This is a genomic window from Paenibacillus sp. 05T425, assembly GCF_056396205.1.
On record NZ_JBFTLA010000001.1, the window covers coordinates 876161 to 899020 of the forward strand.

At 49.8% G+C, this 22860-nt stretch carries 18 protein-coding genes; 5 read left to right on the forward strand and 13 right to left on the reverse strand.

Going from position 1 to position 22860, the window contains the following annotated elements; all coding sequences use genetic code 11:
- Window positions 1-168 precede the first annotated feature (168 nt).
- A complete protein-coding gene (locus tag AC1DF0_RS03620; RefSeq protein ID WP_477573099.1) occupies window positions 169-684 on the forward strand; it encodes a MerR family transcriptional regulator in 516 nt (171 codons plus the stop codon).
- A 4-nt stretch (window positions 685-688) separates the two neighbouring features.
- Entirely contained in the window at window positions 689-1600 is a 912-nt protein-coding gene (locus AC1DF0_RS03625) for an SRPBCC family protein (RefSeq protein WP_477573100.1), read from the forward strand.
- A 249-nt stretch (window positions 1601-1849) separates the two neighbouring features.
- Here the strand turns inward: AC1DF0_RS03625 and AC1DF0_RS03630 are convergent, their stop codons facing one another.
- Complete coding sequence (locus tag AC1DF0_RS03630; protein WP_477573101.1) at window positions 1850-2482, reverse strand: TetR/AcrR family transcriptional regulator; 633 nt, start codon at window positions 2480-2482, stop codon at window positions 1850-1852.
- Between the two features lie 114 nt (window positions 2483-2596).
- Here AC1DF0_RS03630 and AC1DF0_RS03635 point away from each other — a divergent pair, with 114 nt between their 5' ends.
- Together AC1DF0_RS03635 and AC1DF0_RS03640 are read left to right on the forward strand one after the other, a co-directional pair.
- Window positions 2597-3535, forward strand: a complete 939-nt coding sequence (locus AC1DF0_RS03635; RefSeq protein ID WP_442051324.1) for a COX15/CtaA family protein — start codon at window positions 2597-2599, stop codon at window positions 3533-3535.
- 33 nt (window positions 3536-3568) lie between these two features.
- Window positions 3569-4339 (forward strand): alpha/beta fold hydrolase, encoded by a 771-nt coding sequence (locus tag AC1DF0_RS03640; protein ID WP_442051325.1) that lies wholly within the window; start codon window positions 3569-3571, stop codon window positions 4337-4339.
- A 310-nt stretch (window positions 4340-4649) separates the two neighbouring features.
- Here AC1DF0_RS03640 and glmS read toward each other — a convergent pair whose 3' ends face one another.
- The 8 genes from glmS to AC1DF0_RS03680 all read right to left on the reverse strand — a co-directional run bounded on the left by glmS (window position 4650) and on the right by AC1DF0_RS03680 (window position 14681).
- Window positions 4650-6482, reverse strand: a complete 1833-nt coding sequence (gene glmS, locus AC1DF0_RS03645) for a glutamine--fructose-6-phosphate transaminase (isomerizing) (RefSeq protein ID WP_442051326.1) — start codon at window positions 6480-6482, stop codon at window positions 4650-4652.
- 637 nt (window positions 6483-7119) lie between these two features.
- Entirely contained in the window at window positions 7120-8460 is a 1341-nt protein-coding gene (glmM, locus tag AC1DF0_RS03650; protein WP_477573102.1) for a phosphoglucosamine mutase, read from the reverse strand.
- A gap of 62 nt (window positions 8461-8522) precedes the next feature.
- On the reverse strand, window positions 8523-9920 hold the full coding sequence (locus AC1DF0_RS03655) for a CdaR family protein (protein ID WP_477573103.1): 1398 nt from the start codon (window positions 9918-9920) through the stop codon (window positions 8523-8525).
- Window positions 9913-10761: a diadenylate cyclase CdaA gene (cdaA, locus tag AC1DF0_RS03660; protein WP_442051329.1), complete on the reverse strand. Its 849-nt coding sequence runs from the start codon at window positions 10759-10761 to the stop codon at window positions 9913-9915. Before cdaA ends, AC1DF0_RS03655 begins: the two co-directional genes overlap by 8 nt.
- Before the next feature lie 207 nt (window positions 10762-10968).
- Window positions 10969-11607: an anti-sigma factor family protein gene (locus tag AC1DF0_RS03665; protein WP_442051330.1), complete on the reverse strand. Its 639-nt coding sequence runs from the start codon at window positions 11605-11607 to the stop codon at window positions 10969-10971.
- 228 nt (window positions 11608-11835) lie between these two features.
- On the reverse strand, window positions 11836-12393 hold the full coding sequence (gene sigW / locus AC1DF0_RS03670) for an RNA polymerase sigma factor SigW (RefSeq protein ID WP_442051345.1): 558 nt from the start codon (window positions 12391-12393) through the stop codon (window positions 11836-11838).
- A gap of 11 nt (window positions 12394-12404) precedes the next feature.
- Window positions 12405-13328, reverse strand: a complete 924-nt coding sequence (locus AC1DF0_RS03675; RefSeq protein ID WP_477573104.1) for an EamA family transporter — start codon at window positions 13326-13328, stop codon at window positions 12405-12407.
- A 186-nt stretch (window positions 13329-13514) separates the two neighbouring features.
- Window positions 13515-14681 carry a S1C family serine protease gene (locus AC1DF0_RS03680; protein ID WP_477573105.1) on the reverse strand — a complete coding sequence of 389 codons (1167 nt, stop codon included), beginning with the start codon at window positions 14679-14681 and terminating at the stop codon, window positions 13515-13517.
- Window positions 14682-14869: 188 nt separating this feature from the next.
- On the opposite strand from AC1DF0_RS03680, the gene AC1DF0_RS03685 reads away from it, so the two are divergent.
- Window positions 14870-16096 (forward strand): peptidase, encoded by a 1227-nt coding sequence (locus tag AC1DF0_RS03685; RefSeq protein ID WP_477573106.1) that lies wholly within the window; start codon window positions 14870-14872, stop codon window positions 16094-16096.
- A gap of 88 nt (window positions 16097-16184) precedes the next feature.
- Here AC1DF0_RS03685 and ppc read toward each other — a convergent pair whose 3' ends face one another.
- The 4 genes from ppc to AC1DF0_RS03705 form a co-directional block, all read right to left on the reverse strand.
- Window positions 16185-18989, reverse strand: coding sequence for a phosphoenolpyruvate carboxylase (gene ppc / locus AC1DF0_RS03690; RefSeq protein ID WP_442051334.1), 2805 nt, complete (start codon window positions 18987-18989; stop codon window positions 16185-16187).
- Window positions 18990-19329: 340 nt separating this feature from the next.
- Window positions 19330-20043 (reverse strand): GDSL-type esterase/lipase family protein, encoded by a 714-nt coding sequence (locus AC1DF0_RS03695; protein WP_477573107.1) that lies wholly within the window; start codon window positions 20041-20043, stop codon window positions 19330-19332.
- Between the two features lie 37 nt (window positions 20044-20080).
- Window positions 20081-21190 (reverse strand): glycoside hydrolase family 88 protein, encoded by a 1110-nt coding sequence (locus AC1DF0_RS03700; protein WP_477573108.1) that lies wholly within the window; start codon window positions 21188-21190, stop codon window positions 20081-20083.
- 30 nt (window positions 21191-21220) lie between these two features.
- Window positions 21221-22858 (reverse strand): response regulator transcription factor, encoded by a 1638-nt coding sequence (locus AC1DF0_RS03705; RefSeq protein WP_442051337.1) that lies wholly within the window; start codon window positions 22856-22858, stop codon window positions 21221-21223.
- Window positions 22859-22860 lie beyond the last annotated feature (2 nt).

Consider the following 22860-nt stretch of genomic DNA (forward strand, 5'->3'; position numbering starts at 1 on the left):
CTTTGTCAATTGTCATAAAGTTACATTTCAGTAGTCAATCACATCGAACTCTTTAATGAATCATCCTTTTTTAAAAAGATTGAACAAATCGCTTGCACCTTACGTAACGTAACGTTTTATAATGAGGCTACCGGTGATCAAGCTAGCGACAAAGAACGGAGATGATTAATGAAACGATATTGGAAGGTCGGGGATCTGGCCAAGCTGACGGGACTAACGGTGCGAACGCTGCGCTTCTACGACCAGATCGGGCTGCTCTCGCCGACGAATGTCACGGAATCGGGACATCGGCTATATGACGACGACGATTTGTCGCGACTCTATCGAATTGTATCGCTGAAGGAGTTGGGCCTCTCGCTCGAAGAGGTAAAAGCGGCCCTGACGGGGCGCGGAATCGATCCGCTCGAAGTCGTCAGCCTTCAGATCGAGCGCGTGCAGGAGCAGATCCGACGGCAGCAGAAGCTGCTGGATCAACTGAGACACGTATCTAAGCTGATGAAAGGAAAGGAGCAGGTGACGGTCGACGATTTCACCACCCTGCTGCAAGCGATGAAAAATGACTACGAGAAGCCGATCCTGGATCGTCAACATAGCTGGGAGCAGCGTTTTGGCCTGCTGGGGATGTTCTTGGCGGGCGGAGATAACAAAACAAACATAAAAAAAGAAGAAAACAAGGAGGATTAAGATCATGAAGCAACCATTCGTAAATCATGGAACGTTCGTACTCGAGAAAACGTATCCGGCATCCAGGGAGCAAGTGTACGAAGCAATGGCTGTCGCTGAAGCCAAAGCACGCTGGTTCACGAAGCCGGAAGTGTTCGAATTCCGGGTAGGCGGACGGGAATTCAGCAGCGGCGAGGCACCGGAGGGCGGCTTGTTCACTTTCGACGCTACTTATCAGGAGATTGTGCCGCTCGAGCGTATCGTTTACACATACGTGTTGGACCTTAACGGCGTGCGGTTCTCGGTATCCATTACGACGATCGAGCTTACAGACGCGGATGGCGGAACGAAACTGACCTTTACGGAGCAAGGCGCCTTCTTCGACGGACTCGATGCGGTGGAGAATCGGGAACACGGCTCGAAGGAATTGCTGGAGCTGCTTGGCAATTCGCTTGCACAGAGCGGAGAACCCGTTGCGACGGAGGACGATGCCGAGCTGGTGCCTGGGGAATTGGAATATGCCCATGCGCGCTGGTACGACTTCCCGAAGGAAGAGGTTTACCGGGCGTGGGCGCAGCCGGAGCTGTTGACGCATTGGTGGGGACCTAACGGCTTCACGAGTACGTTCCACGAATTCGACTTCCGCGAAGGCGGCTTCTGGCGCTTTACCTTTCATGGACCGGACGGCAAGAATTATCCGAACGAGATCAAGTTCATCGAGATCGAGGCGGGAGAACGCATCGTACTGGAGCATCATGACGCTCCCGAGTTCCGGTTGACGGCGACATTTGCCGAGAAGGACGGTCGTACGCGCGTGACGTTCAGACAGCAGTTCAAAGACGAGAAGGTATTCGAGCAAGTGAAATCATTTTGCCCAGACAGCAATGAGCAGAACTTGGACCGTCTTCAGGCTGTGCTAGAGGGGCATCGTTTATAGAAACCGCGGGGCAGTAAAGCATGCCGCGTAAAAGCATCGGCCTAAGAACGTTGGAACGTTCTTAGGCCGATGCTTTTGTCGTGTTTTCCGGAAACCTGCAGCCTACTCTAAACCTTTAATATTCTTCTGCCCCCATGCAACAACAAAGGCCGTGAGAAAATCAGGTGCGGATACTTGATTTTCTCTCGCGGCTTTTTGTAATTGAAAAAAACCTTGCTAGATACAAGGTCCTTTAGTCAGCATATTTTTTTAAAGCAGAGTGCCGCTTAAAAACATGTCTACGACTTTTTTTGCTGGTTCGTTGCGGGTAGCATATTTTTGCATTAAATCTGATCTGTTACTAATCAGAAGCAGTGATGAAAAGGCGTGTGCAAGAAACAGCGGATCCTCCGTTCTCAGAATCTCCTTGTCCATCCAGTCTTTAAAGTAATCCGACAACACTTGATAGATTTGTTGTTCAGTTATTCTTATTTCATGGATTTGCTCATCGCTTAATGAGCTCCCCGCCTCTTTTATAATCGTCTCCACTTCTGAGTGAGGATTTGCTATTCTTGCTTCTGCAACGCGCAGCAACCCTGCTTCAAGAGTGTCCGATTCCTTAAGTAAACGCGACACGTTGTTGTGCACATTATTCAACATCGTAGTGATGGCGATCTTGAATAGTTCAGACTTGCTGGTGAAATGGTAGTAAATAGATGGTTTTGAGACGTTACATTCATTAGCGATTTGCTGAAGCGTCACAGGTTCGTAGCCGTTTTCCATAAATAATTGGGACGCGGTATGAATGATCGTTTCATGTATGGATAATTCATCTTGTGCTTGCTTTGGTCTACCAGGCGACCGTTGGGTTTGGTTATTAATAATTATCACCTTCTTGAACATTGTATGACAACTACCTTCATTTATCAATGTGGCCTTGTAATTATATTTACCGGTAAATATAATTAAATAATCATAAGGCTTTCACAAAAGACAAAAAGAGAAGGTGATTAGAATTTGGAGCGAATTGCGTTATTGAAGCGAGTTAGTTATTTAACAACCATTTTTATGTTCTTGGCCACTTTTGGCGGAGGAATCGTTACTCGCACCGAGTCTGGGCTGGGATGTGGGAATGAATGGCCGTTATGTCATGGAAAATTCGTTCCCGCTCATACCATAGCCTCTGTAATTGAATACACGCACCGCTTGGTTAGCACGACAGCAGGAATTTTGGCGGTCGTTACACTCATTCTATTTTTTGTTTATTGCAAAAAACGCAGAGACTTACAATTCTTCTCTGTATTAACGTTCGTATTTGTAAGTATTCAAGGGGCGATGGGAGCGCTGGCAGTCGTATTCTCCCAGTCTCCGCCTGTCATGGCGCTTCATTTAGGGTTTGCTTTTATATCCCTTGCCAGCTCTTTAATGACGAGTTTCGGAGCAAGGCAGGAGCAAATTTTAGGCGGGCTCACTGTGTTTAATCGGATGCCGAGAACGAGCCCGAGATTTCGTCGTTTCGTATGGTTTCTAACGATTTATTGTTACGCGGTTGTCTACACAGGAGCCTTTGTTAGCCATACTAGCTCCGCGGGGGCATGCTCCGGGTTTCCTCTTTGCAATGGGGCGATAGTGCCAGACTTATCAGGCGGTGTTGGAATCGCGTTTATACATCGCATAGCTGGTTTTCTTCTTGTTGCTTTGATTATTGTACTTTTTATGTGGATAAACCTAACTTATAAGAACGCTCGCGAGCTTAGCATTTTAGGTGTGATTTCTGTGATTCTGATTCTGTTCCAAGTCTTTAGCGGTGCTGGTCTCATGCTGACGGTGGATCGTCCAGAAGTATATATGTTTGTAGTGCTTGCTCATATGACCAGTATTGCAGTTCTTTTCGGTCTGCTTTCATACATGAGTTATATCGTCTGGAAATTGGCGAAGCCAGCTTCATCATCTTAGAAACAATAAAAAAATAGAAGGCGGTTTTTACTTTTGGACAAAACAGTGAAAAAAAAGAAATGGACCAAAATAGCAGTTATCGGGTGTATAGTGGCAGCTATCCTAGCCGTTTCATTATTTTTCTATATACAATCCATCACTTATACTCCCTCAGATCGTGCCCAGTCGGCTGTTAAAAGCGATAGCCAGGTTAAAGTAACAGTGATAAAAGAAGGCTATAAATTTGAACCAACTGGCGGCAACGTCATTCAGCCTAATATCATTTTTTATCCAGGTGGCTTGGTAGAACCCAAAAGCTACTCGCCGTTAGCTAGGGAACTAGCTGAGTTGGGGCATCGGGTTTATATTGCGGATATGCCGCTAAACTTAGCCATCTTCGGCCAAAATAAAGCCGATTCTTTTCTCAATGAACACCCAGATGAATCATTTATTATTGGGGGGCACTCCTTGGGAGGTTCATTTGCTGCAAGATACGCATCTCAACATAGCAATGCGCTTAAGGGGGTATTCTTCTTAGCCTCCTATGCGGATGAGAAAGGCGCTATAAAAGATACGGAGCTATCCGTTTTGCAAATTACGGGAACGGATGACGGAGTGATGAACGAAGAAGATTGGGAGAACAGTAAAACTAACCTACCGGATGATACCATTTATGTGGGGATAGAAGGCGGTAATCACGGCCAATTCGGCTCCTACGGGAAGCAAAAGGGAGACAATGACGCCGCCATTGAAGAAGAGAAGCAGTTGGAGATTGTCGTTAATTCATTGCAGGATTGGTTCGCGGAGATGAATCTGACTCCATAACGTCGAAGAACACCTCTCCTCTGCTGCCGGTCAAAAAGTAGAGTTTTCTGGAGGAAGCATCTTTGGCAAGACGAGTTCTGATTATTCTTAAGTATCTTTCTTATTCTCTTGATTCTTTCACTAATTGTGGACAAGTCAACCTCTCCCTAACATCTTAGAGATAAAATAAGTCCCGATGACGTTAGGCTCATCGGGACTAAAATTAGTAGTTCCATTCGTTTCAAAAGACAAATTTAAAATCGAAAACAAGCTTTATTGTTTAGAACAACACTTTATTCTATTGAAGCAAATAATGCCGAGAAAGGCTTTTCTATTCAACCGTTACACTTTTTGCTAAATTTCGTGGCTTATCAACATCATGGCCTAGAGCCAGCGAAGCGTAGTAGGAAATCAACTGAAGCGGCACGACCGACAGAGCTGGCGTTAGAACCGGCAGCGTCTTCGGAATGGTGAACAGCTCGTCGACGGATTTTGCAGCTTCCGCTTCAAAACCAGCGTTAGCGATACCGAGTACATGTGCGCCGCGCGCTTTCACTTCTTTGATGTTGCTAAGCGTTTTCTCATACAGCGCTTCTTGCGTAACGAGCGCGATAACCGGAATGCCGTCCTCGATCAGCGCGAGCGTACCGTGCTTCAGCTCGCCTGCCGCGTAAGCTTCGGAGTGAATGTACGAAATTTCTTTCAGCTTCAGCGAGCCTTCTTGTGCAACAGCATAGTCTACGCCGCGGCCAATGAAGAACAGGCTCTTGTGATGCGAGATCGACTCTGCGACTTGTTTCAGCACATTGGATTGCTCAAGAATGCTTTCCACTTGCTCAGGAAGCTTATGCAAACCTGCAATCAGTTCCTCAACAGCGGATTGCTCTTGCGTGCCAAGCACGCCTGCCAGATGCAAGCCGAACAGGTAGAACGCGATCAATTGCGAAGTGTAAGCTTTCGTCGACGCGACCGCGATTTCCGGTCCAGCCCAAGTTACGAGCACATCGTCCGCTTCACGGGCAACCGAACTGCCGACTACGTTCGTAATTGCCAGGACGCGAGCTCCGTTGCGCTTCGCTTCACGCAATGCCGCCAGCGTATCTGCTGTTTCGCCGGATTGGCTTACGACGACAACAAGCGTGTCAGGCGTAATAATTGGCGAACGGTAGCGATACTCGGATGCGACATCGTTCTCTACCGGAATGCGGGCTAACGACTCGATGACCGTTTTGCCGACAAGACCTGCGTGGTACGCCGTACCGCAAGCTACGATATGCACTTTGCGAATCGATTTGATATATTCATCTGTCATTGTTAGTTCTTTCAAGTACACCGATTTGTTGTCATCGGCAATACGACCAAGCATGGTGTCGCGGTATGCCTTCGGCTGCTCGTAAATTTCCTTGAGCATGAAGTGATCGAACCCGGCTTTCTCCGCCGTTACTAGATCCCAATCGACATGAAATATTTCCTTGGAAATAGTTTCGCCTTCTGTCGTCATCAGTTCGACACCATTACGTGTCAACACGGCCATTTCGCCGTCGTCCAAAATGTAGACGTTGCGAGTATGCTCGAGGATCGCCGGAATGTCGGATCCGATGAAGTTCTCGCCTTCGCCGATACCGATAACAAGCGGGCTTGCAAAGCGTACAGCGACTAAGCGCTCAGGCTCATACTCTGTCAAAACGCCCAGTGCGTAAGCTCCGCGCATACGTTTCACGGCGCGTTGCACCGCTTCGACAATGTTGCCGTCGTATTCTTCAGCGATCAAGTGCGAGATGATTTCCGTATCCGTCTCCGATACGAATACGTGACCTTTCGCAGCCAGCTCATCCTTCAAATCCAAATAATTTTCGATAATGCCGTTATGCACGACGGAGAACTTCGCCGAGTTGTCCGTATGCGGATGCGAGTTCACGTCAGATGGTTTGCCATGCGTTGCCCAACGTGTATGGCCGATGCCTACCGAACCTTCCAGTGGATCTCCTTTTAGCTTATCTTCAAGATTAGCCAAACGTCCTTTGGACTTCGTAATTTCCAAGCCGTTTTTCGTGAAGACAGCGATACCTGCGGAATCATAACCGCGGTATTCCAGCTTCTTCAATCCTTCAATCAAAATGTCCTGCGAATCCCGTTTACCAATATATCCAACAATTCCACACATAATCTAATAAGCCTCCGTAAGGTGTATTTCCCGCCTTCGTACGGATGCAGCCTTGCCAATGTGCGGCACAGACAATATGAAGTTGTCACAGATTAATCCCTTATGTTGCATTAAAATGTAACCCTTCTGCCCGTGCTCGCCCCGCAGGCAGCATCTTGGACATACGGGATCAATATCAGCCTGCCGCAATTTTGTAAGACGGGTCGCCCAGTCTCTTTGATTTGCAGCTTTCGGTTGGCTTGTCGTACCGGAAGGTCCCCGCCGAATGTTTCGAACACCTTCACCTCGTCAGCTTTCCGCATGGATAACGACTCTATTCAGCCGCTGTCCCATCGCGCAAGCTCTGGCGCTTATCTTGCTTATTTAACCTCTATCCTCGCTTTCCTTCTTGAATCATACTACCTATCATATTCAATCTGGATACAATCTGCAACCTGTTTTCTGAAAATGGACAACTTACCAGCCGCCAAGTATGACATTTACATGTCCATAATGGGCATTCGCCTGCAAAAATTCGGACCAACCGGGTTACCCACCCAGCTGGTCCGTACTCTAAAAAGCTTCGATCCAATTCTAAAACTCTATAGAAAAGACACCTGATTAGGCCGCTCGTTCCATAGAATAACAGCCTTTACCATTAACCCAGCTCATTTTTAACGACGTCCACGATCTGAGCCACGTAAGCTTCAACTTGATCCTTATCCGGACCTTCCGCCATAACGCGAATCAGCGACTCTGTACCGGATGGACGAACAAGTACGCGGCCGTTATCGCCAAGCTCGCTCTCAACTTGCTTTACAGCTTCCTCGATGGCAGCGTTGCCTTGGTACAAGCTCTTGTCTTCAACGCGAACGTTGACGAGTACTTGCGGGAACTTGCGCATAAGTCCCTTGAGCTCGCTTAGCTTCTTGCCCGATGCAGCCAGCGTGTCGACCAGCTGCAGAGCAGTCAGGATGCCGTCTCCCGTCGTAATATAATCGAGGAAGATGACATGGCCGGATTGCTCGCCGCCGAGGTTGTAGCCGCCGCGACGCATTTCTTCCATGACATAACGGTCGCCGACCGAAGTTTGAGCCGTTTTTAAACCGATATTCTCCGTACCTTTGAAAAAGCCGATATTCGCCATTACCGTTGTTACGACAGTATCATGGTTCAGCTTGCCCGCGCGCTTCATCGCATCGCCGATGATGCACAGAATGAAGTCGCCGTCGACTTCCTCGCCCTTCTCGTCGATCGCGATCAAGCGATCAGCGTCGCCGTCGAAGGAAAGGCCGAGATGCGCGCCGTGCTTCAGCACTTCCTCGCGCAAGTATTCCGGATGCGTCGAACCGACGCCCGCATTAATGTTAAGGCCGTCTGGCTCCGCGCCTACGGTAATGATGTCCGCTCCAAGCTCGCGGAACACAGTCGGAGCAAGCTCGTACGCTGCGCCGTTCGCGCAATCTAGAACGATCTTCAGGCCGATGAAATCGCCTTTGATCGTTGTTTTCAAATAATCCAAGTATTGCTGCTTCGCTCCGTCATAGATTGATACGGCGCCAATTTCGCCGCCCTCAGGACGCGGTAGCTCATCGACTTCCGCATCGATAAGCGCTTCGATCTCAAGCTCCGTGTCATCCGACAGCTTGAAGCCGTCGCCGCCGAAGAACTTGATGCCGTTATCCTCGACCGGATTATGCGAAGCGGAGATCATGACGCCCGCATCCGCCTTAAGCTCGCGTGTAATATAAGCGACTGCTGGCGTGGATACAACGCCTAGACGCACGACGTTCGCACCGATTGATAGCAGACCGGCAATAAGCGCGGATTCCAGCATAGGGCCGGAAATTCGCGTATCAAGACCGATCACGACGACCGGGCTCTCCGCTTTTCTTGTCAATACATAGCCGCCGCAACGGCCGATCTTATAGGCTAGCTCAGGCGTCAGCTCTCTATTTGCAACGCCGCGTACTCCGTCAGTTCCGAAATATTTCCCCATTCTCATTTTGCCCCTTTGTTCAACATGTTATCGATTACTTGTAGCCTCATTCATCCCACTAGCTACTCGCTGCTATTCGCAGCATTCCCGCCGGCATTGCCGTTCCCGCTTCCCGGGTCAGGCGTTGCGGACGGCGTAACGCTAGGTGTCGTACCCGTCTCATCCGGCGGCGTCTCAACCCCCGTACCTGCTCCAATCGATCCATCATCCACAATTTCTATGGTCACGGATAGCGGCTGTCCGTCGGCAGCTACCGTCTGCACATAAGCTGGCAGAACTACATCTAACGGAATCGTATGCACGCCAGGCCCAAGCCCCGCGAGACTCGCCGTAATAGTAATCTGATTCGCTTCCACCTTGGAGAGGATCGATTCCGCTCCGCTAACCGTTAAGTCGTATTTGCCCGACACAGGCGCTCGCACGACGGCCGTCAGCCCTTCCGCAAGCCCCTCCATATTAATTGCCATGCCGGTAAAGGTCCGCGTTACCGTCGGATCGACAAATACGCTGATCGAAATCTCGCTCGGATCGACGGACTTAATGCCGTCAATAAGCTGCGTCTTCACCTTGAACGTTCCCGATGCCTTCACCTTCGACAAGTCGAAGACGACTCCGTCGAACACCGTCAGCGCATCGATCGTCTTCTGATCGCCATAGACGGTAACCTCTTCGATCTCCGGCTTGATCGATTCAATGCTGACGCCCTCCGGAAGCGTGCCTGTATATCGAACCTGCAGCGGTACTTTCTTGAATGGCGGCGTCACCTTAACCTCGACCATGACCGTGCTTGGATCGACAATTGCATTCGTCATCTCCAAGCCGTCCGTATCGTAAACGACGACCTTCGCTTTTTTATCCGTAACGGTCTTATCCGCGCCTTCAATATTGACTGACGCAACGACGCTTCCTACGCGCTGCATATCGTCCTTCGGCAGCGTTACCTCAATACCTGGTCCGGCAGCTTCCGTCGAGAGCGTTACCGCGGCCGGCTCGCCAGCGACAAAGCCTTCCGCAGGCTTACCTTCCGCAACGACCTGCAGATCAAACGTTTTCGTTACGATTTCCTCCAATTGCACCGTTACTGTACGCGGCGACATCGCCACGAGCTGAATGCCTTTAGGTAATTTTACAACGAGGGGCAATTCCTGTATGCCTGGTTTTACGTCTTTCACATCCACTATTACTTTATAATCATCAATGGAGGAAGCCGACAGCAAATCGGTGAGCTTACCCTGCACATCGATTCGCACAACGGTCGGCTCCATTGCCGTCAGGGCGAACTTATCCTCATCGAGTCCCTCAATGTTAATCTTCGCCGCTTCAATCGTCTTTGTGTCGATCGACGACGTAACGGTCTGCGGCGACGAATCGGTATCGATATGTACGACCGCCCATAACAATAAAGCAAGCACTACCGATAAAATCTTCATTGCAGTCGGATGACTTAGCCACTTATCCACGGCCTCCTCCTTTCCGCTTGAAGAGCGACGAGATCGACAGAGTCGACTTCTCCTTACTCTTCGGGCTTGTCTTCGGCGTCAGCTCCTCGAACAGCTTGGAGATGAGCGACTCCTCATTAATGTCACGCACGATCATACCGTTCAACGACAATGATACTTGTCCCGTCTCCTCGGAGACGACGACCGATATCGCATCGCTCACTTCGCTTACCCCGATGGCAGCGCGATGGCGCGTTCCAAGCTCCTTGCTAATAAACGGATTTTCGGAGAGCGGCAAATAACAGCCTGCGGCCATAATCTGATTGCCGCGAATAATGACCGCTCCGTCATGCAGCGGCGCATTCGGAGTAAAAATATTAATGAGCAGCTCCGAAGTAATCCGCGATTCCATCTGAATACCGGATTCAATCAGTTCGCTCACGCCCGTGCTCCGCTCGAATACGATCAAAGCGCCGATCTTGCGGCTGGCCATATGCTGAACCGCTTTGATAACGCCGTCCACCTGCTCGCTTACGGCATCCCGCTCCAAAGAATACGTCCGTGAGAACAGCTTGCCCCGTCCGAGCTGCTCAAGCACCCGGCGCAATTCCGGCTGGAATATAATAAGTACCGAAACGACCCCGAACGTGAACATCTGATTCATCAGCCACTTGAGGGTGTACAAATTGAACCAGGTGCTAATCGCCCAAGTACCGACCAGGACGAAGATCCCCTTAAGCAATTGCACAGCTCTTGTGCCGCGAACGAGCAAAATCATTTTATAAATAATATAGCTGACTATGCCTACATCGATGATGTCCTTCAACCAATCATGCCAAGTTAAATCCGAGAAATAGCTCATATGCCAACCCCCAACAGCCGATAACCTTGTTTTTCGCAACCTGATCCGATACTATGCCTTACGCTTCGGCTTCCTATCGATTATGATCGGAATTCAACTTTATTATTTTCTATAATTGGGATTGGAAATCCTTTATTTTGATAAAAGTTTACTTTGCACGGATACGGTACACAAAAATACCTCCCTGCACGAGGGAGGTATGACGCTTTAATCGGCGATTCCGCCAAACGTCTGCGTTACCTTGAACCAGAACCAATCAAGCGCCTGATCGATTGTGCGGCTCTGCCCTGCAATATGCCCCGTCGATGCGAGGTTCAGCGTCCCGTCGATGACCGTTACGTTTCCGTCGATCTCGCCAAGCACCTCAGCCCGCCCGTTCTCCACGGTCAGATTGCCAGTTAGATGTGCGCCTTCCGGGACGATTACGGTATTTCCTTCTATTATAACAGATTGAAGGTCCTCACCCGCAACGACCAGCTTTGTATCTTCCTCCCACAATGTGAAGAAGCTGCCAAGCATGACGAGCAGAAATACGGCTGCAGCCGTAACACCTGGATATCGGTAAATAAACCGAACGAAACCGTTCCGTGTCTTCGCTTTCTTTAACGGGAGCTGCTGCATGATTTTGTTCGTTAATTGCTCAGAGGCTTGCTTGTCATAACCGGTTTGCGGCGCTGCCGCCGACAGAGAGTGGAATGCTGCTGATTCCGTGTTCTCCAATTGCTCAAAGCGGCTACGGCAAGCAGGACATGAAAGCAAATGCTTCTTCAGCTCTGTAATATCTTCACGCGGCAGCTCGCCGTCCAAATAGTCATGCATCCATACGATGGCGACGTTGCAATTCATAGCAGCCAGTCCTTTCTTTCCATTGCTTCCGCAGTAGTTCGTAATTGATGAGTGAAAAAACGTCAAGTGAAAACAGCTAACGTCGTTATTATGTCATGAAAAAACAGCCACGATCATCTATCATCGGCATGGCTCGTTTAAGCTTGCTATAGGATACGTTGCGAATCACAGGATGTTTCACTTTTTTATGCTGCTTTTTTTTCCATAGGCAAATGCCCGTAACGAAGCCTACAGCTTGTGCTCCAGCTTCTTTCGCAGAAATTCCCGGCCGCGGTGAACGCGCGTCTTAATCGTAGTAACCGGCATGTCCATAATATCGCCAATTTCCTGCAAGGACAAATCCTGCATGTACCGGAGCGTCATAACCGTCTTGTACTTCGGAGGTAGCGTCTCGATCGCTTGATGGATGATGCGCTGCGTGTCCGATAGCAACATCTCCGTCTCCGGTGTCCGGTCGTCGCTTGGAATCATCGAGTAGCCGTCGAGTCCCTCGTGCTCCGAAGATTCCGCATCGAGCGAATAAACCGGCTTCCGCTTCCTTAACCGATCGATGCATAAATTAGTAGCTATTCTATATATCCACGTAGAAAATTTCAAAGTCTCGTCGTACCTGTCCAAGTTTTTGTATACGCGAAGAAACGTATCCTGAACAACGTCCTCCGACTCCTGACGATTGTTCAGCATTCGGTATGCCATATGAAACAGCTTATCCTGATACAGGCTCACAAGCTCGGCGAACGCTCCCTGGTCGCCTTTCAGCGACAGGCGCGCCAAGCGTGCCTCCATTACATTCACCTTTACTCCTCCAGACGTTCCGTGCGTACAACCGCTCGCCTTGCTGATTGCTCGGCGATGGCGATCCCAATCAATATAAGGACGATGCCAATTATTTTGCCTGTGCTTAATTTCTCATTAATGATGAGCCATGCGCTCACTACGGCGACCGGCAACTCCATTGCTCCGAGCAGCGAGGCTAGCCCGCTTCCGATCTTCGGGATGCCTGCATTGAAGCAGATCGCCGGCATCACACTGCCAAGCAGCGCGAGCGCCGTTCCCCATCCGAGCATTTCCCATTCCGCAGCGCCGGCCCATGACCCTGCTCCGTAGAGCAAAGCGATGACTATGAAGCCGAAAGACATCATCATCGCGGACTTCATGACCGGATCATGATCGGTCTCGATCAGTCCCGTCAGGAACAGAAACAAACTATACGTTACAGCGGAGGCTAAGCCGTAGCCTACTCCGATGATATCGATCCGTGAAAGACCCGCTTCCTCGAACAAACCTGCCGCGAGCAAAGTGCCCGCCATTGCGACGGCAATCGCCGCCAGCGCAAGCTTCCTCGGAAACCTTCGAACGCGTATACATTCTAGCAAAATCGTAATCCACATGAACTGAAAAAGCAAGACAATTGAGAAAGATGCTTCCAGCCGCTGTAGAGCCATATTATAAAACACCGTAGTGAGGCATAAGCCGAATATGCCGACGATAGCCAGCATCAGCCACTTTCCTCTGCGAAAAGGGTTCCGCCAAAGCTTCGGACGAAGCAGCACGAGCAGCCACAGCAGGACAACGCTTATGCCGATTTGGTGCACCGTTATTTGCTCGAAGCTGAAGCCCGCATCATAAGCAAGCTTGACGATTGGCGATAATATGCCGTAGCAAGCAGCACCGATTAACACGACAATAACCGAAAACCAATAAGATGATGACTGCTTCACCCTTCGTTCCTCCTGCACCTGCTTGCCAATCATTCTGATTATTATAAACGTTATAGAATGGCTCGGCAATCGACCTAGGTCGGGGATTGGACAATTATGCTTGACCTACAATCGACAAATAAAACAAGCAGCAGCCAGGATCATTACGTTCCTGACAGCTGCTCTCTATAGAATTGCCCGCTGTGCTTACAGCATATTCGTCTTCAATTGATCCAGCACGTTCATTATGGTAGTCGTCGGAATTGCGAAGCCAATGCCTTGCGCCTCGGCGTTAACCGCCGTATTAATACCGATGACTTCGCCTTTCTCGTTAAGAAGCGGCCCGCCGGAGTTGCCCGGATTGATCGATGCGTCCGTCTGCAGCAGATGCTCGTACTCGTGATCGCCCTGCTCGTCCGCAATCGTAATCGGGCGCTCCTTCGCGCTAAGCACACCCATCGTCATCGTCTGATCGAAGCCGTACGGGTTGCCGATTGCGATAACCCAATCGCCGATTCGAGTCTCGTCGGAGTTGCCAAGCTCAAGCGACGGGAATGCCTTGCCGTCCGGGCTTGTCACTTTCAGTACGGCAAGATCAAGCTCATAGCTTGTACCCATTACCTGCGCCGTAAGCGGCTCGTCATAACCTTGAACGGTAACCTTCACTTCCTTCGCTCCGGATACGACATGCTCATTGGTCAGTATATAACCGTCGGATTCGAAAAAGAATCCTGTACCCGAGCCGCTAAGCTCGAGCTCGCTGCTGCTCTGCTCATCGGACGGCTGCTGCTCCTGCTCTTGCTGCTGCTCCTGCTGGCTTTGACCGCCTCTTCCCCCTCCGCCGAAAAACTGGCGGAACAGAGGGTCGTCCATCATCGTGCTTTGCCTGCTTGGCTCGGTATAGGTTTCGATCTTCACGACTGCAGGGCTAGTCGCCTCGTAGATTTGCGCTACGGTAGCATTCGTCCCTAGCGATGCAGTCGTAAGCCCCGCATCCTGCTGAGCTGCGCCGCTTGCGATAGAAGTTGTTCCCGTGCCGGCCGCCGCGCTGCCGCCGCTGAATAGGTTGTTCCGATCGGCTGCATATGCGAAGCCGCCTACGACCATGGCGCCGATAAGGAATGATGCCAGCATCGTTCGGGTCGAATTCCGGCTGCTGCGCTTCGAGCGATTACTGCCGCCCATGTTCATGAGGTCCATATGGATTCCGAGCTCCTTCTCATAAGAAGCTTGCAGCTCCGACGGCTTCCTCTGTCCTTGCGCCTGCGAGTCGTAAGTATAAGTCGTGCTAGGCTTCGTACCTGCTTCGTTCTGTGAATGCATATTCGAATTCGTTGTTCCGTTATGGGAAGTATATTTGTCCTGTTCGTTCATGTTTATCATCCTCCTGCGTTTGTTCTCTTTGCTATGTTTCTATCATGCAGGATGCACCTTAAATCAAACTTAAGCAGATTATAATTGAACATAAGAAAAATGATTTTCAAAGACAACATGCAACATTCCAATCATTCCCTCGTCTATGAGTAGGTAACATACTCGCTTACTAACAGGAGGAACGACAGATGAACAAAATGTACAAAGTATTAGCAACCGCATCCATTATGGCACTTGCTGCCGTACCGTTGACTGCTAGCGCGCAGGATATCCCGCCGGCATCCATTCATACTGGACAAGGGCAGATCTTGAATCAAGCCAATGTCGTACCGGCCGTTTGGGGCCAGATTACGGACTTCATCAACGACTCTTCAGGTAAATTCATCACGGTCAAAGGTCGCGGGCTCGCGATTAACGATCAAAGTGAAATGATCCTTAACATTACGAAAGATACGAAAATTTATAATGCTAAAGGCAAGACCGTCGCTCTAAAAACAATCATCGATAATAAAATGGTCGTTAAGGCGTTCTACGGCCCTAATATTACGAAGAGCCTTCCCGCTCGCGGAACGGCGTTGACGCTTGTCGTTCAAGACAACAGCTTCACCGGTATCGAAGGAACGGTTGGAGAAGTGACAGATAACGGCATTGTCGTAACGGGAACGAATATGTATTCGGCATCCGAAGAAACGGTTGTGCTCCATTTTGCAGATAATGTCCAAATCTTCGATCAGAACGGACAAGCGATCAAGGCAGACGTGATCCAGCCCGGCATGTCGGTCAAATCCATCTATGGCCCAGCGATGACGAAGAGCATTCCACCGCAATCAACGACCAAATACGTCGTAGTGAACACCGTGATTGAAGAGCAGACACCTCCCGGTACGGATGGCATCATTACGAATATGACAGGCAAGCAAGTGACGGTGATGGGTAATCCGCTGGAGAAAGGCGGCGTCAATTATGTCATTCTGACAGTCGACGAACAGACGGAGATCGTGAACGAGAAGGGCGAGAAGCTGACGGCTGACGCGCTCAAGCAGGATTCGCGCGTAGAGGCGTATTACGGCGAAGTGATGACGATGATATACCCTGCTCAGACTCATGCCGACAAGCTTGTCGTGAAGGAAGCTCAAACGCATAAAGTAGAGGGAACAATCGCGGCATCCGATCGTGTAGGCAAAGATCAAGTATACGTGAATGTAGGTTCCGATGATTCTACAGCTAACGATATTATCCTGAATATTGGCGATGCTACGAGAGTGATCTACCCTGTCGGCATCGACACAGGCCTTATTGCAGGCAGCAAAATCGTCGCTTACCATGCGGCAGAGATGACGGACTCCCTTCCAGGCATGACGAATGCGGAGCTTGTGATCGTGACGAGCGACATCGCTGTAGATGAAACAGAATAATAGTGGCGCGATAAATATTATCTAGATACACAACAAAAGAGGCGGTACAGGATGTAATGTCCTGTGCCGCCTCTTCTTATATGGAGCATTAGCCCGTATTGCGAAGGCCTGCTGCAATTCCGTTGATTGTAAGGAGCACCTCGCGGAGCAGCTCCGGATCGTCTTGATCGTCGGCACGCAATGCCCGAAGCTCCGTGAGCAATTGTACTTGCATGTAGCTGAGCGGATCGACGTACGGGTTGCGCAGACGGATCGATTCTTGGATGACAGGTACGTTATCCAAAATTTCCGTTTGCCCCGTAATGGCGAGAATCAGCTCGGAAGTCAGCTTGTATTCTTGCTCGATTTGGGCGAAGATACGGTCGCGAATCGTTTGGTCGGAGATCATATCCGCGTATTCCTTCGCGATGACAAGATCTGCTTTGGCAAGCGCCATCTGCAAATTGTCGATCAGCGTACGGAAGAACGGGAACTTCTCGTACATCGTGCCGAGTGTCTTCAGCTTCTCTTTGTCGTCGCCTGTGTATTGCTTCAGCGCAGTACCCGCTGCATACCATGCCGGCAGCAAGTAGCGGCTTTGCGTCCATGCGAATACCCATGGAATCGCACGCAAGTCCTCAAAGCGATCGCTGTTCTTCCGTTTCGACGGACGGGAACCGATGTTCAGCTCGCCAACCTCAGGCAGCGGCGTTGATTCCTTGAAGTACGTTAAGAAGTCCGGATCGCGGAAAATCAGATCTTGATACTTCGTAAGTGCCGTCTCGGAGATCGAGCGGGCGATATCATCCCACTCCGGTTCCGTTTGCAGCCCCTGCTCTGGATATTTCGCAAGACGCGCCGCTGTAATAAGCGCCCACGTTGCTTGCTCCAAGCTGCGGTAAGCAATGCCTTGCATCGAGTAACGCGAGGACAGAACCTCGCCTTGCTCGGTAATCTTGATGCCGCCGCCAACCGTGTGCGGAGGCTGTGCAAGAATACTGCGGTTCAGCGGCATGCCGCCGCGACCGAGTGCGCCGCCGCGTCCATGGAAGAACTTCAGCTTCACATCGTATTCTTTGCCGGCAGCCGTAATGTCGTTCAGCGCAACGCGAAGCTCCCAGTTCGCTGTAACAACACCGCCGTCTTTGTTACTGTCAGAGTAACCAAGCATGATTTCATGCAGGTTGCCGCGCGCTTCAACCGCTTGGCGATAGATCGGCATCTCGAACAGCTGCTTCATAATGCCAGGAGCTGCGTGAAGGTCGTCAATCGTCTCGAACAACGGAACGGATTGCAGCGTGCAACGAACCGTACCGTCCGATTCTTGACGGAACAAGCCAACTTCCTTCGCGAATACCATAACCTCAAGCATGTCGCTTGCTGCTTCTGTCATACTGATCAGGTAGCTGGAAATACAGTTCACGCCGAATTCCTGTTGTGCGCGGTAGATCGTATGGTACACGTCTAAGCACTCGCGCGTCGAAGCCGAGTAGTCCAGATGGCTGGACGTCAGCGGACGCGGATCGTTCAGCAAACGATGCAGCAGGTCCGACTTCTCTTCCTCAGGGAGCGAAGCGTAATCGGAGACCACGTTCATTTTCGCCAAAATCTCGCTCATTGCGTTCTCATGCTCTTGGCTGTGCTGACGCACGTCAAGCGCCATCAGATGGAAGCCGAACAGCTCCACTTGGCGAATAAGCGTAGCCACATTCGTATCAGCCACATAATCGGCGAAGTGTTGACGAAGGCTGCGGTCAATGACAAGCAAGTCCTCGAGCAGCTCATTCGGATGATTATAGCGCATCGCCGAGCCCTTCAGCGACTCGTCGCGCGTATTCGCAAGCTTCTCCAGCATAAAGCCAAGCTTAATGCGGTAAGGCTCCTTCGTATTTCTCCACAGATCTACGCATTTCAGCTCAACATGCTCGCGGTCCAGTCTGATCGATTCAACCAGCTCATCGGACACTTGAACAAGATTCGTGCTGAAGCTTAGAATATCCATCAAGCCGTTCAGCTTCTCTTCGTACTTGCGGATGGCAAGCTGGCGATGAAGCGTCAACGTCTCCCATGTTACCTTCGCGGTTACGGACGGATTACCGTCACGGTCGCCGCCGATCCAGGAACCGAAGCGCAGGTAGTCAGGCACATGCCACTTCTCGTCCGGATAATATTTGCCGAGGCAACGCTCAAGCTCTTCGTAGACGCTTGGCAATACCTCGAATAAGGTTTCGTCAAAATAGTACAGACCGTTGCGCACTTCATCGATAACCGTAGGTTTGCGATCGCGCAGCTCGTCCGTTTGCCATAAAATAAGCACTTCGTTCGTTAGCTTCTCATGCAGCTTTCCGCGTTCGCGGTACGTAAGCGTAGGGTTGTCCAGCTCCATAACGTCATTGGCGATACGTTTATGGATATCCAGCACCGCACGGCGTGTTGCTTCCGTCGGATGCGCCGTCATAACGAGCTCCAGCGAAATGCCGCCCAAAATTTCTTGCACGTCTTCGATCGCGATACCGCGTTCCTTCAACTCTGAAACCGCGCTTTCGATCGAACCGCGTTGAACCGTCTCGCCCGCCGATACCTCGTAGTCGCGTTTCCGTCTAATACGATGATTTTGCTCGGCAATGTTGACAAGCTGGAAGTAAATCGCGAACGCACGAATAACTTGATGCCGAATTTCCGGACTCAAGGACGAGATCGTTCCTTTGAATTGTTCGAATAACTCCGGTACGAATTCCGCGCGGAGCGCTTTGCTCGTCTCGCGGATTTGCTCCACGATCTCAAGCAGCTCTCGTCCGCCTTGGTGCACAAGTACTTCGCCAAGTATATTGCCTAGAAAACGGACATCTCGGCGCAGCAGATTGTTCGATTGCGGCCGATTGCCCGTCAATGTAGATGCTGATTGATCCGACATACTGTGTTCCTCCTTAAGTTTTGCGAATGCAAAACTCTCTTCGTAAGCGTAAACTTGTTTTGCGAATACAAAACCAACCTCATATGCATAATGTTCGTTTTGCGCACGCAAATGAATACCCTTTTTGACTCGAATTTAAACTTCTCCTATCATACTACAAAACGGAACAGGGTTGAAGCCCCTAACACAATCGGTTCTTGCCTGTATGCTGGTAATGTTCGGTGTTTAACAGCATGATAGCGATACCATGACCAGAATTCTGGATAACTGTCCCAATCTACCCATCAAAATAAAAAGAAGCCCTGCTCAGCAAGGCTTCCCGGTATTGTATTCGCTCTTATTAACCTGCGACGAGAATCCCTTTCCGTTCCAAGGTTTCAATCAACGACTTCGCCATGATGTCGTAGCCTAGCAAATGCGGGTGAAGTCCGTCATCGGCAACCTCTTCACGCAGCCGGGCGCCATCTTCTTGCGTCATAAGCGAGTGGTAGTCTACGTAGACAGCTGCTTCCTCGTCGGCTACTAATTGCAGCATATCATTCACTTTAATGATGCTCGCATTCCTTATATCGTTATTTCCCGATTGCGGCAAGTTCGTTGGAAGCAAGGAGCATACGATCGGCGTAATGCCGTTCGCATTCGCCTTTCGCACCATTTCGCGAATATCATCGACTAATCCCGGAATAATTTGCTCCGCCGTTTTCCGATCGTGGACCGTCCAGCCATCCAGTCCCCAGAAGTTGTTCACGCCGATCTTAATGACGACGTGCTTCGGCTTCAGTTGAATGACGTCCGCATCGAATCTTCTTAATACGTGGCTGCTGATATCGCCGCCGATTCCACGATTGACGACAAATTGACCGCCCCGGCCGAAGTAGGCATTCAACTCCCACATATGGGTAATCGAATCTCCGATAAACACAAAGTCAACGGGCACGTTATGCGCGATTATTATTTCGTTGCCAATATCGAATTCGCCTCTTCGGCCATCCGCTGCAGCTGCTGTGGCGAAGAAGCCGGGTTTCACGATATCGATTCGTTTCGTATTAGTCATTTATAAGTCCCTCTCCATCTGAATTATATTTTGAATATTACAACTTCTTGAGCTTCAGCAAGGCTTCCACAAAATAATAATCCCCGTAAATAAGCGGTGCGTCCACATACACATCCGCCGCATAATAACCCGTAGCATGCAGCAGCAAAGCTTCCTCCTCCGCTTCCCAAGCGCCGTAATTGTTGTAGAGGGAATTAAGGATCGCTTCAGCCTGCTGCTGATACTCCTTAGCTTCCTCTCCCTGCACCGCAGCTGCTAAATCCAGCAGCCCTGAAGCGGCAATCGCTGCAGCCGAGGAATCCCGAGGCATGTCCTTGCCGAAGGTTGGCAGTCGGAAATCCCAATAAGGCACTTTGTCTTCAGGCAGATGATCGAGAAAAAATCGCGCGACGCTCTCGGCAGCCTTCAAGTACTTCTCCTTCCCCGTGTATGAATAACTTAGCGTAAATCCATACAATGCCCACGCTGCCCCTCTTGCCCAAGCCGAATCCGCGGCATGGCCTTGTCCAGCTAATGCCCCGATCCGCTTGCCGGTTTCCGGGTCGAAGCTTACGATATGGTGTACGGAGCCGTCATCCAGCACAAATTCTCGAAGCACGGTATCCGCATGAAGCTCGGCGATATGTCGATATCTTGGATCGTCTATTTCCCGGGAGGCCCAGTAAAGAAGCGGCAAATTCATCATACAATCGATAATGGCCCAGCCGCTGTGATCCTCCCCGCCCCAATTCGGCCATGCGCGAATGAACCCCCCTACCGGATTAAATCTTCCGGCGAGCAAGCTTGCAGCCATTAGTGCGTGCCGCTTCGCTTCCTCATCTTGCAGGTGCTTATATTGATTCACGCTGCTTAAGCCGAACATAAAGCCGACATCATGATGCAACTGCTCGAATTCCCAAAGCGTCCGGCTGATCTGCCGCTCGCATTCAACGGCCAGCTCCTTCAGACGATCATTACTCGTTTCCTCATAGGCTAACCACAGCAATCCCGGCCAGAATCCGGATACCCAATCATAAGCGGGACTCTTCTCGTAACGGCCTTGTGCGGAGCCGTTCGGAAATGATGCCCCAATGGACAAGCTCGTCCGCTCTATTTTATCGATCGTTTTCCTGCAAGCTTCATCTACCCAATTCGCCCTCGCAATCATCTGGACCCTCCCTAATCTTTCCGCAACGAATCATCTTTTCCGATAAATTTCAGGCGTCACCCCGTAGTACTTCTTAAAGGTTCTAATGAAGTGCTGCGGACTCTGATAACCGATCATTTCTGTAATTTCATAAATCTTAGAGCCCGATTTCTCCAATAAAGCCTTTGCTTTCTCCATGCGCGCACGCAATATATATTCGCTTAAGTTCTCTCCCGTGATTTCCTTGTAAATTTGCGATAAGTAAATGCCGTTCAAATAAACGGAATCTCCGATGGATTGCAGCGTTACGTTTTTCCCAAGATTCTGCTCGATATAGGAATGGATTTTGTGTACGAGCTGCTGATGATTCTCGCCGATATGCATAGGTTGCAAGATCTCATTCTCGAGCAAGGCTTCCAGAATAATATGGCTCCAGGTTTTTAAGAGCTTAGCAGAGTGAATAACGTTATGTTCGGCGCGGCTAGAGGCTGTTCCGACGATATCCTCCAGCACTTTGCCCTTCTTATGCGCAAGATACGTGAAGCTGCTTAACAAATGCAAGTACGCCTCGCGCAAATGCGCCTGTGAATCCTTATGCGAACTCTCCAGCTCGCCAAAAATGTCCGATAGCTTAGCGTTCAGCTTGTCTCCATTCCCGATATCCATAAGTTGAATCAACGTGGGAGATTGATAAAGAGAGTGCATTGGCTTCATTTTCATTTCCCGATCTGTGCTCTCCCGAGTAGCCGACACGATCATTCCCTGCTGATTCGACCTCATCAATATAGAAGCGATAGAAGAATAAGTAGAATAAACATCGTCTGGGAATTGCGTTAGATTCGAAATACAAATGGCGATATTTCCCCGCAAATAATGATCGACATTTTCAGTGAGCCTATTGGCCAAAGAAACCAGCAGGTTTTCCTGCGCGGAATTCCAATCTCGGGAGAGATTCTCTTCCTCGGATTTGGGCAGAAGCAGCAAAGCCAGATTGCCTTGCGGAGCCTTGCAGGACCAAATATGAAATTGCGCCGAGAATAGCTCCTCCGCCATATTCAGGACGGCAAACTCAAAAAGCTTCATATCTTCCAATCCATAAGCTTCGTAGAAATAAGGCTCGAATTTAATCGCCGCCATTTTGACCTGATCGCCTGAGGCAAATGGAATTCGGTACATGCCGAGCTTATCCGCTAATTGACTTTTGGAAAAGCTTTTCTCTTGCAACAGTTCAAGCAACAGATTTTCTCGCAATAACGGTAAATTCCGATGCACGACGGAAGTCGAATATTCGAGAATTTGATACCGCTGACGCTCATTGTTGCGTTTATCTACGATTTTACCAACCGCTGCCAGAAGCACGTCATCTCGGACCGGCTTAATGAAGTAATCGATGGCATTTAATTCGATCGCTTTTTTGGCATATTCGAATTCAGCATATCCCGTGAGCAGAATGCAGTCTATTTTCATCTGATGATCGTTGACGTATTGAATAAGTTCTAGGCCAGACATTCCCGGCATGCGAATATCCGTAATAAGAATATCGATAGGATGGTCTCGAATGATCTCTAACGCGCTTTGGCCGTTGTACGCTTTATGAATCGCAGAGATATCGAACTGATCCCACGGCATAGTCGTAGCCAGAGAATCCACCTGATGTTTATGGTCGTCAACGATTAATAATGAAAACATCT

Excerpts from the sequence above, each read along its gene's own strand:
- AC1DF0_RS03620 (WP_477573099.1), top strand. The coding sequence starts at position 169 with ATGAAACGATATTGGAAGGTCGGGGATCTGGCCAAGCTGACGGGACTA.
- AC1DF0_RS03625 (WP_477573100.1), top strand. The coding sequence starts at position 689 with ATGAAGCAACCATTCGTAAATCATGGAACGTTCGTACTCGAGAAAACG.
- AC1DF0_RS03705 (WP_442051337.1), bottom strand. The coding sequence starts at position 22,858 with ATGTTTTCATTATTAATCGTTGACGACCATAAACATCAGGTGGATTCT.
- AC1DF0_RS03695 (WP_477573107.1), bottom strand. The coding sequence starts at position 20,043 with ATGACTAATACGAAACGAATCGATATCGTGAAACCCGGCTTCTTCGCC.
- AC1DF0_RS03665 (WP_442051330.1), bottom strand. The coding sequence starts at position 11,607 with ATGAATTGCAACGTCGCCATCGTATGGATGCATGACTATTTGGACGGC.
- glmM (WP_477573102.1), bottom strand. The coding sequence starts at position 8,460 with ATGGGGAAATATTTCGGAACTGACGGAGTACGCGGCGTTGCAAATAGA.
- cdaA (WP_442051329.1), bottom strand. The coding sequence starts at position 10,761 with ATGAGCTATTTCTCGGATTTAACTTGGCATGATTGGTTGAAGGACATC.
- AC1DF0_RS03685 (WP_477573106.1), top strand. The coding sequence starts at position 14,870 with ATGAACAAAATGTACAAAGTATTAGCAACCGCATCCATTATGGCACTT.
- AC1DF0_RS03680 (WP_477573105.1), bottom strand. The coding sequence starts at position 14,681 with ATGAACGAACAGGACAAATATACTTCCCATAACGGAACAACGAATTCG.
- sigW (WP_442051345.1), bottom strand. The coding sequence starts at position 12,393 with ATGGAGGCACGCTTGGCGCGCCTGTCGCTGAAAGGCGACCAGGGAGCG.
- AC1DF0_RS03700 (WP_477573108.1), bottom strand. The coding sequence starts at position 21,190 with ATGATTGCGAGGGCGAATTGGGTAGATGAAGCTTGCAGGAAAACGATC.
- glmS (WP_442051326.1), bottom strand. The coding sequence starts at position 6,482 with ATGTGTGGAATTGTTGGATATATTGGTAAACGGGATTCGCAGGACATT.
- AC1DF0_RS03630 (WP_477573101.1), bottom strand. The coding sequence starts at position 2,482 with ATGTTCAAGAAGGTGATAATTATTAATAACCAAACCCAACGGTCGCCT.
- ppc (WP_442051334.1), bottom strand. The coding sequence starts at position 18,989 with ATGTCGGATCAATCAGCATCTACATTGACGGGCAATCGGCCGCAATCG.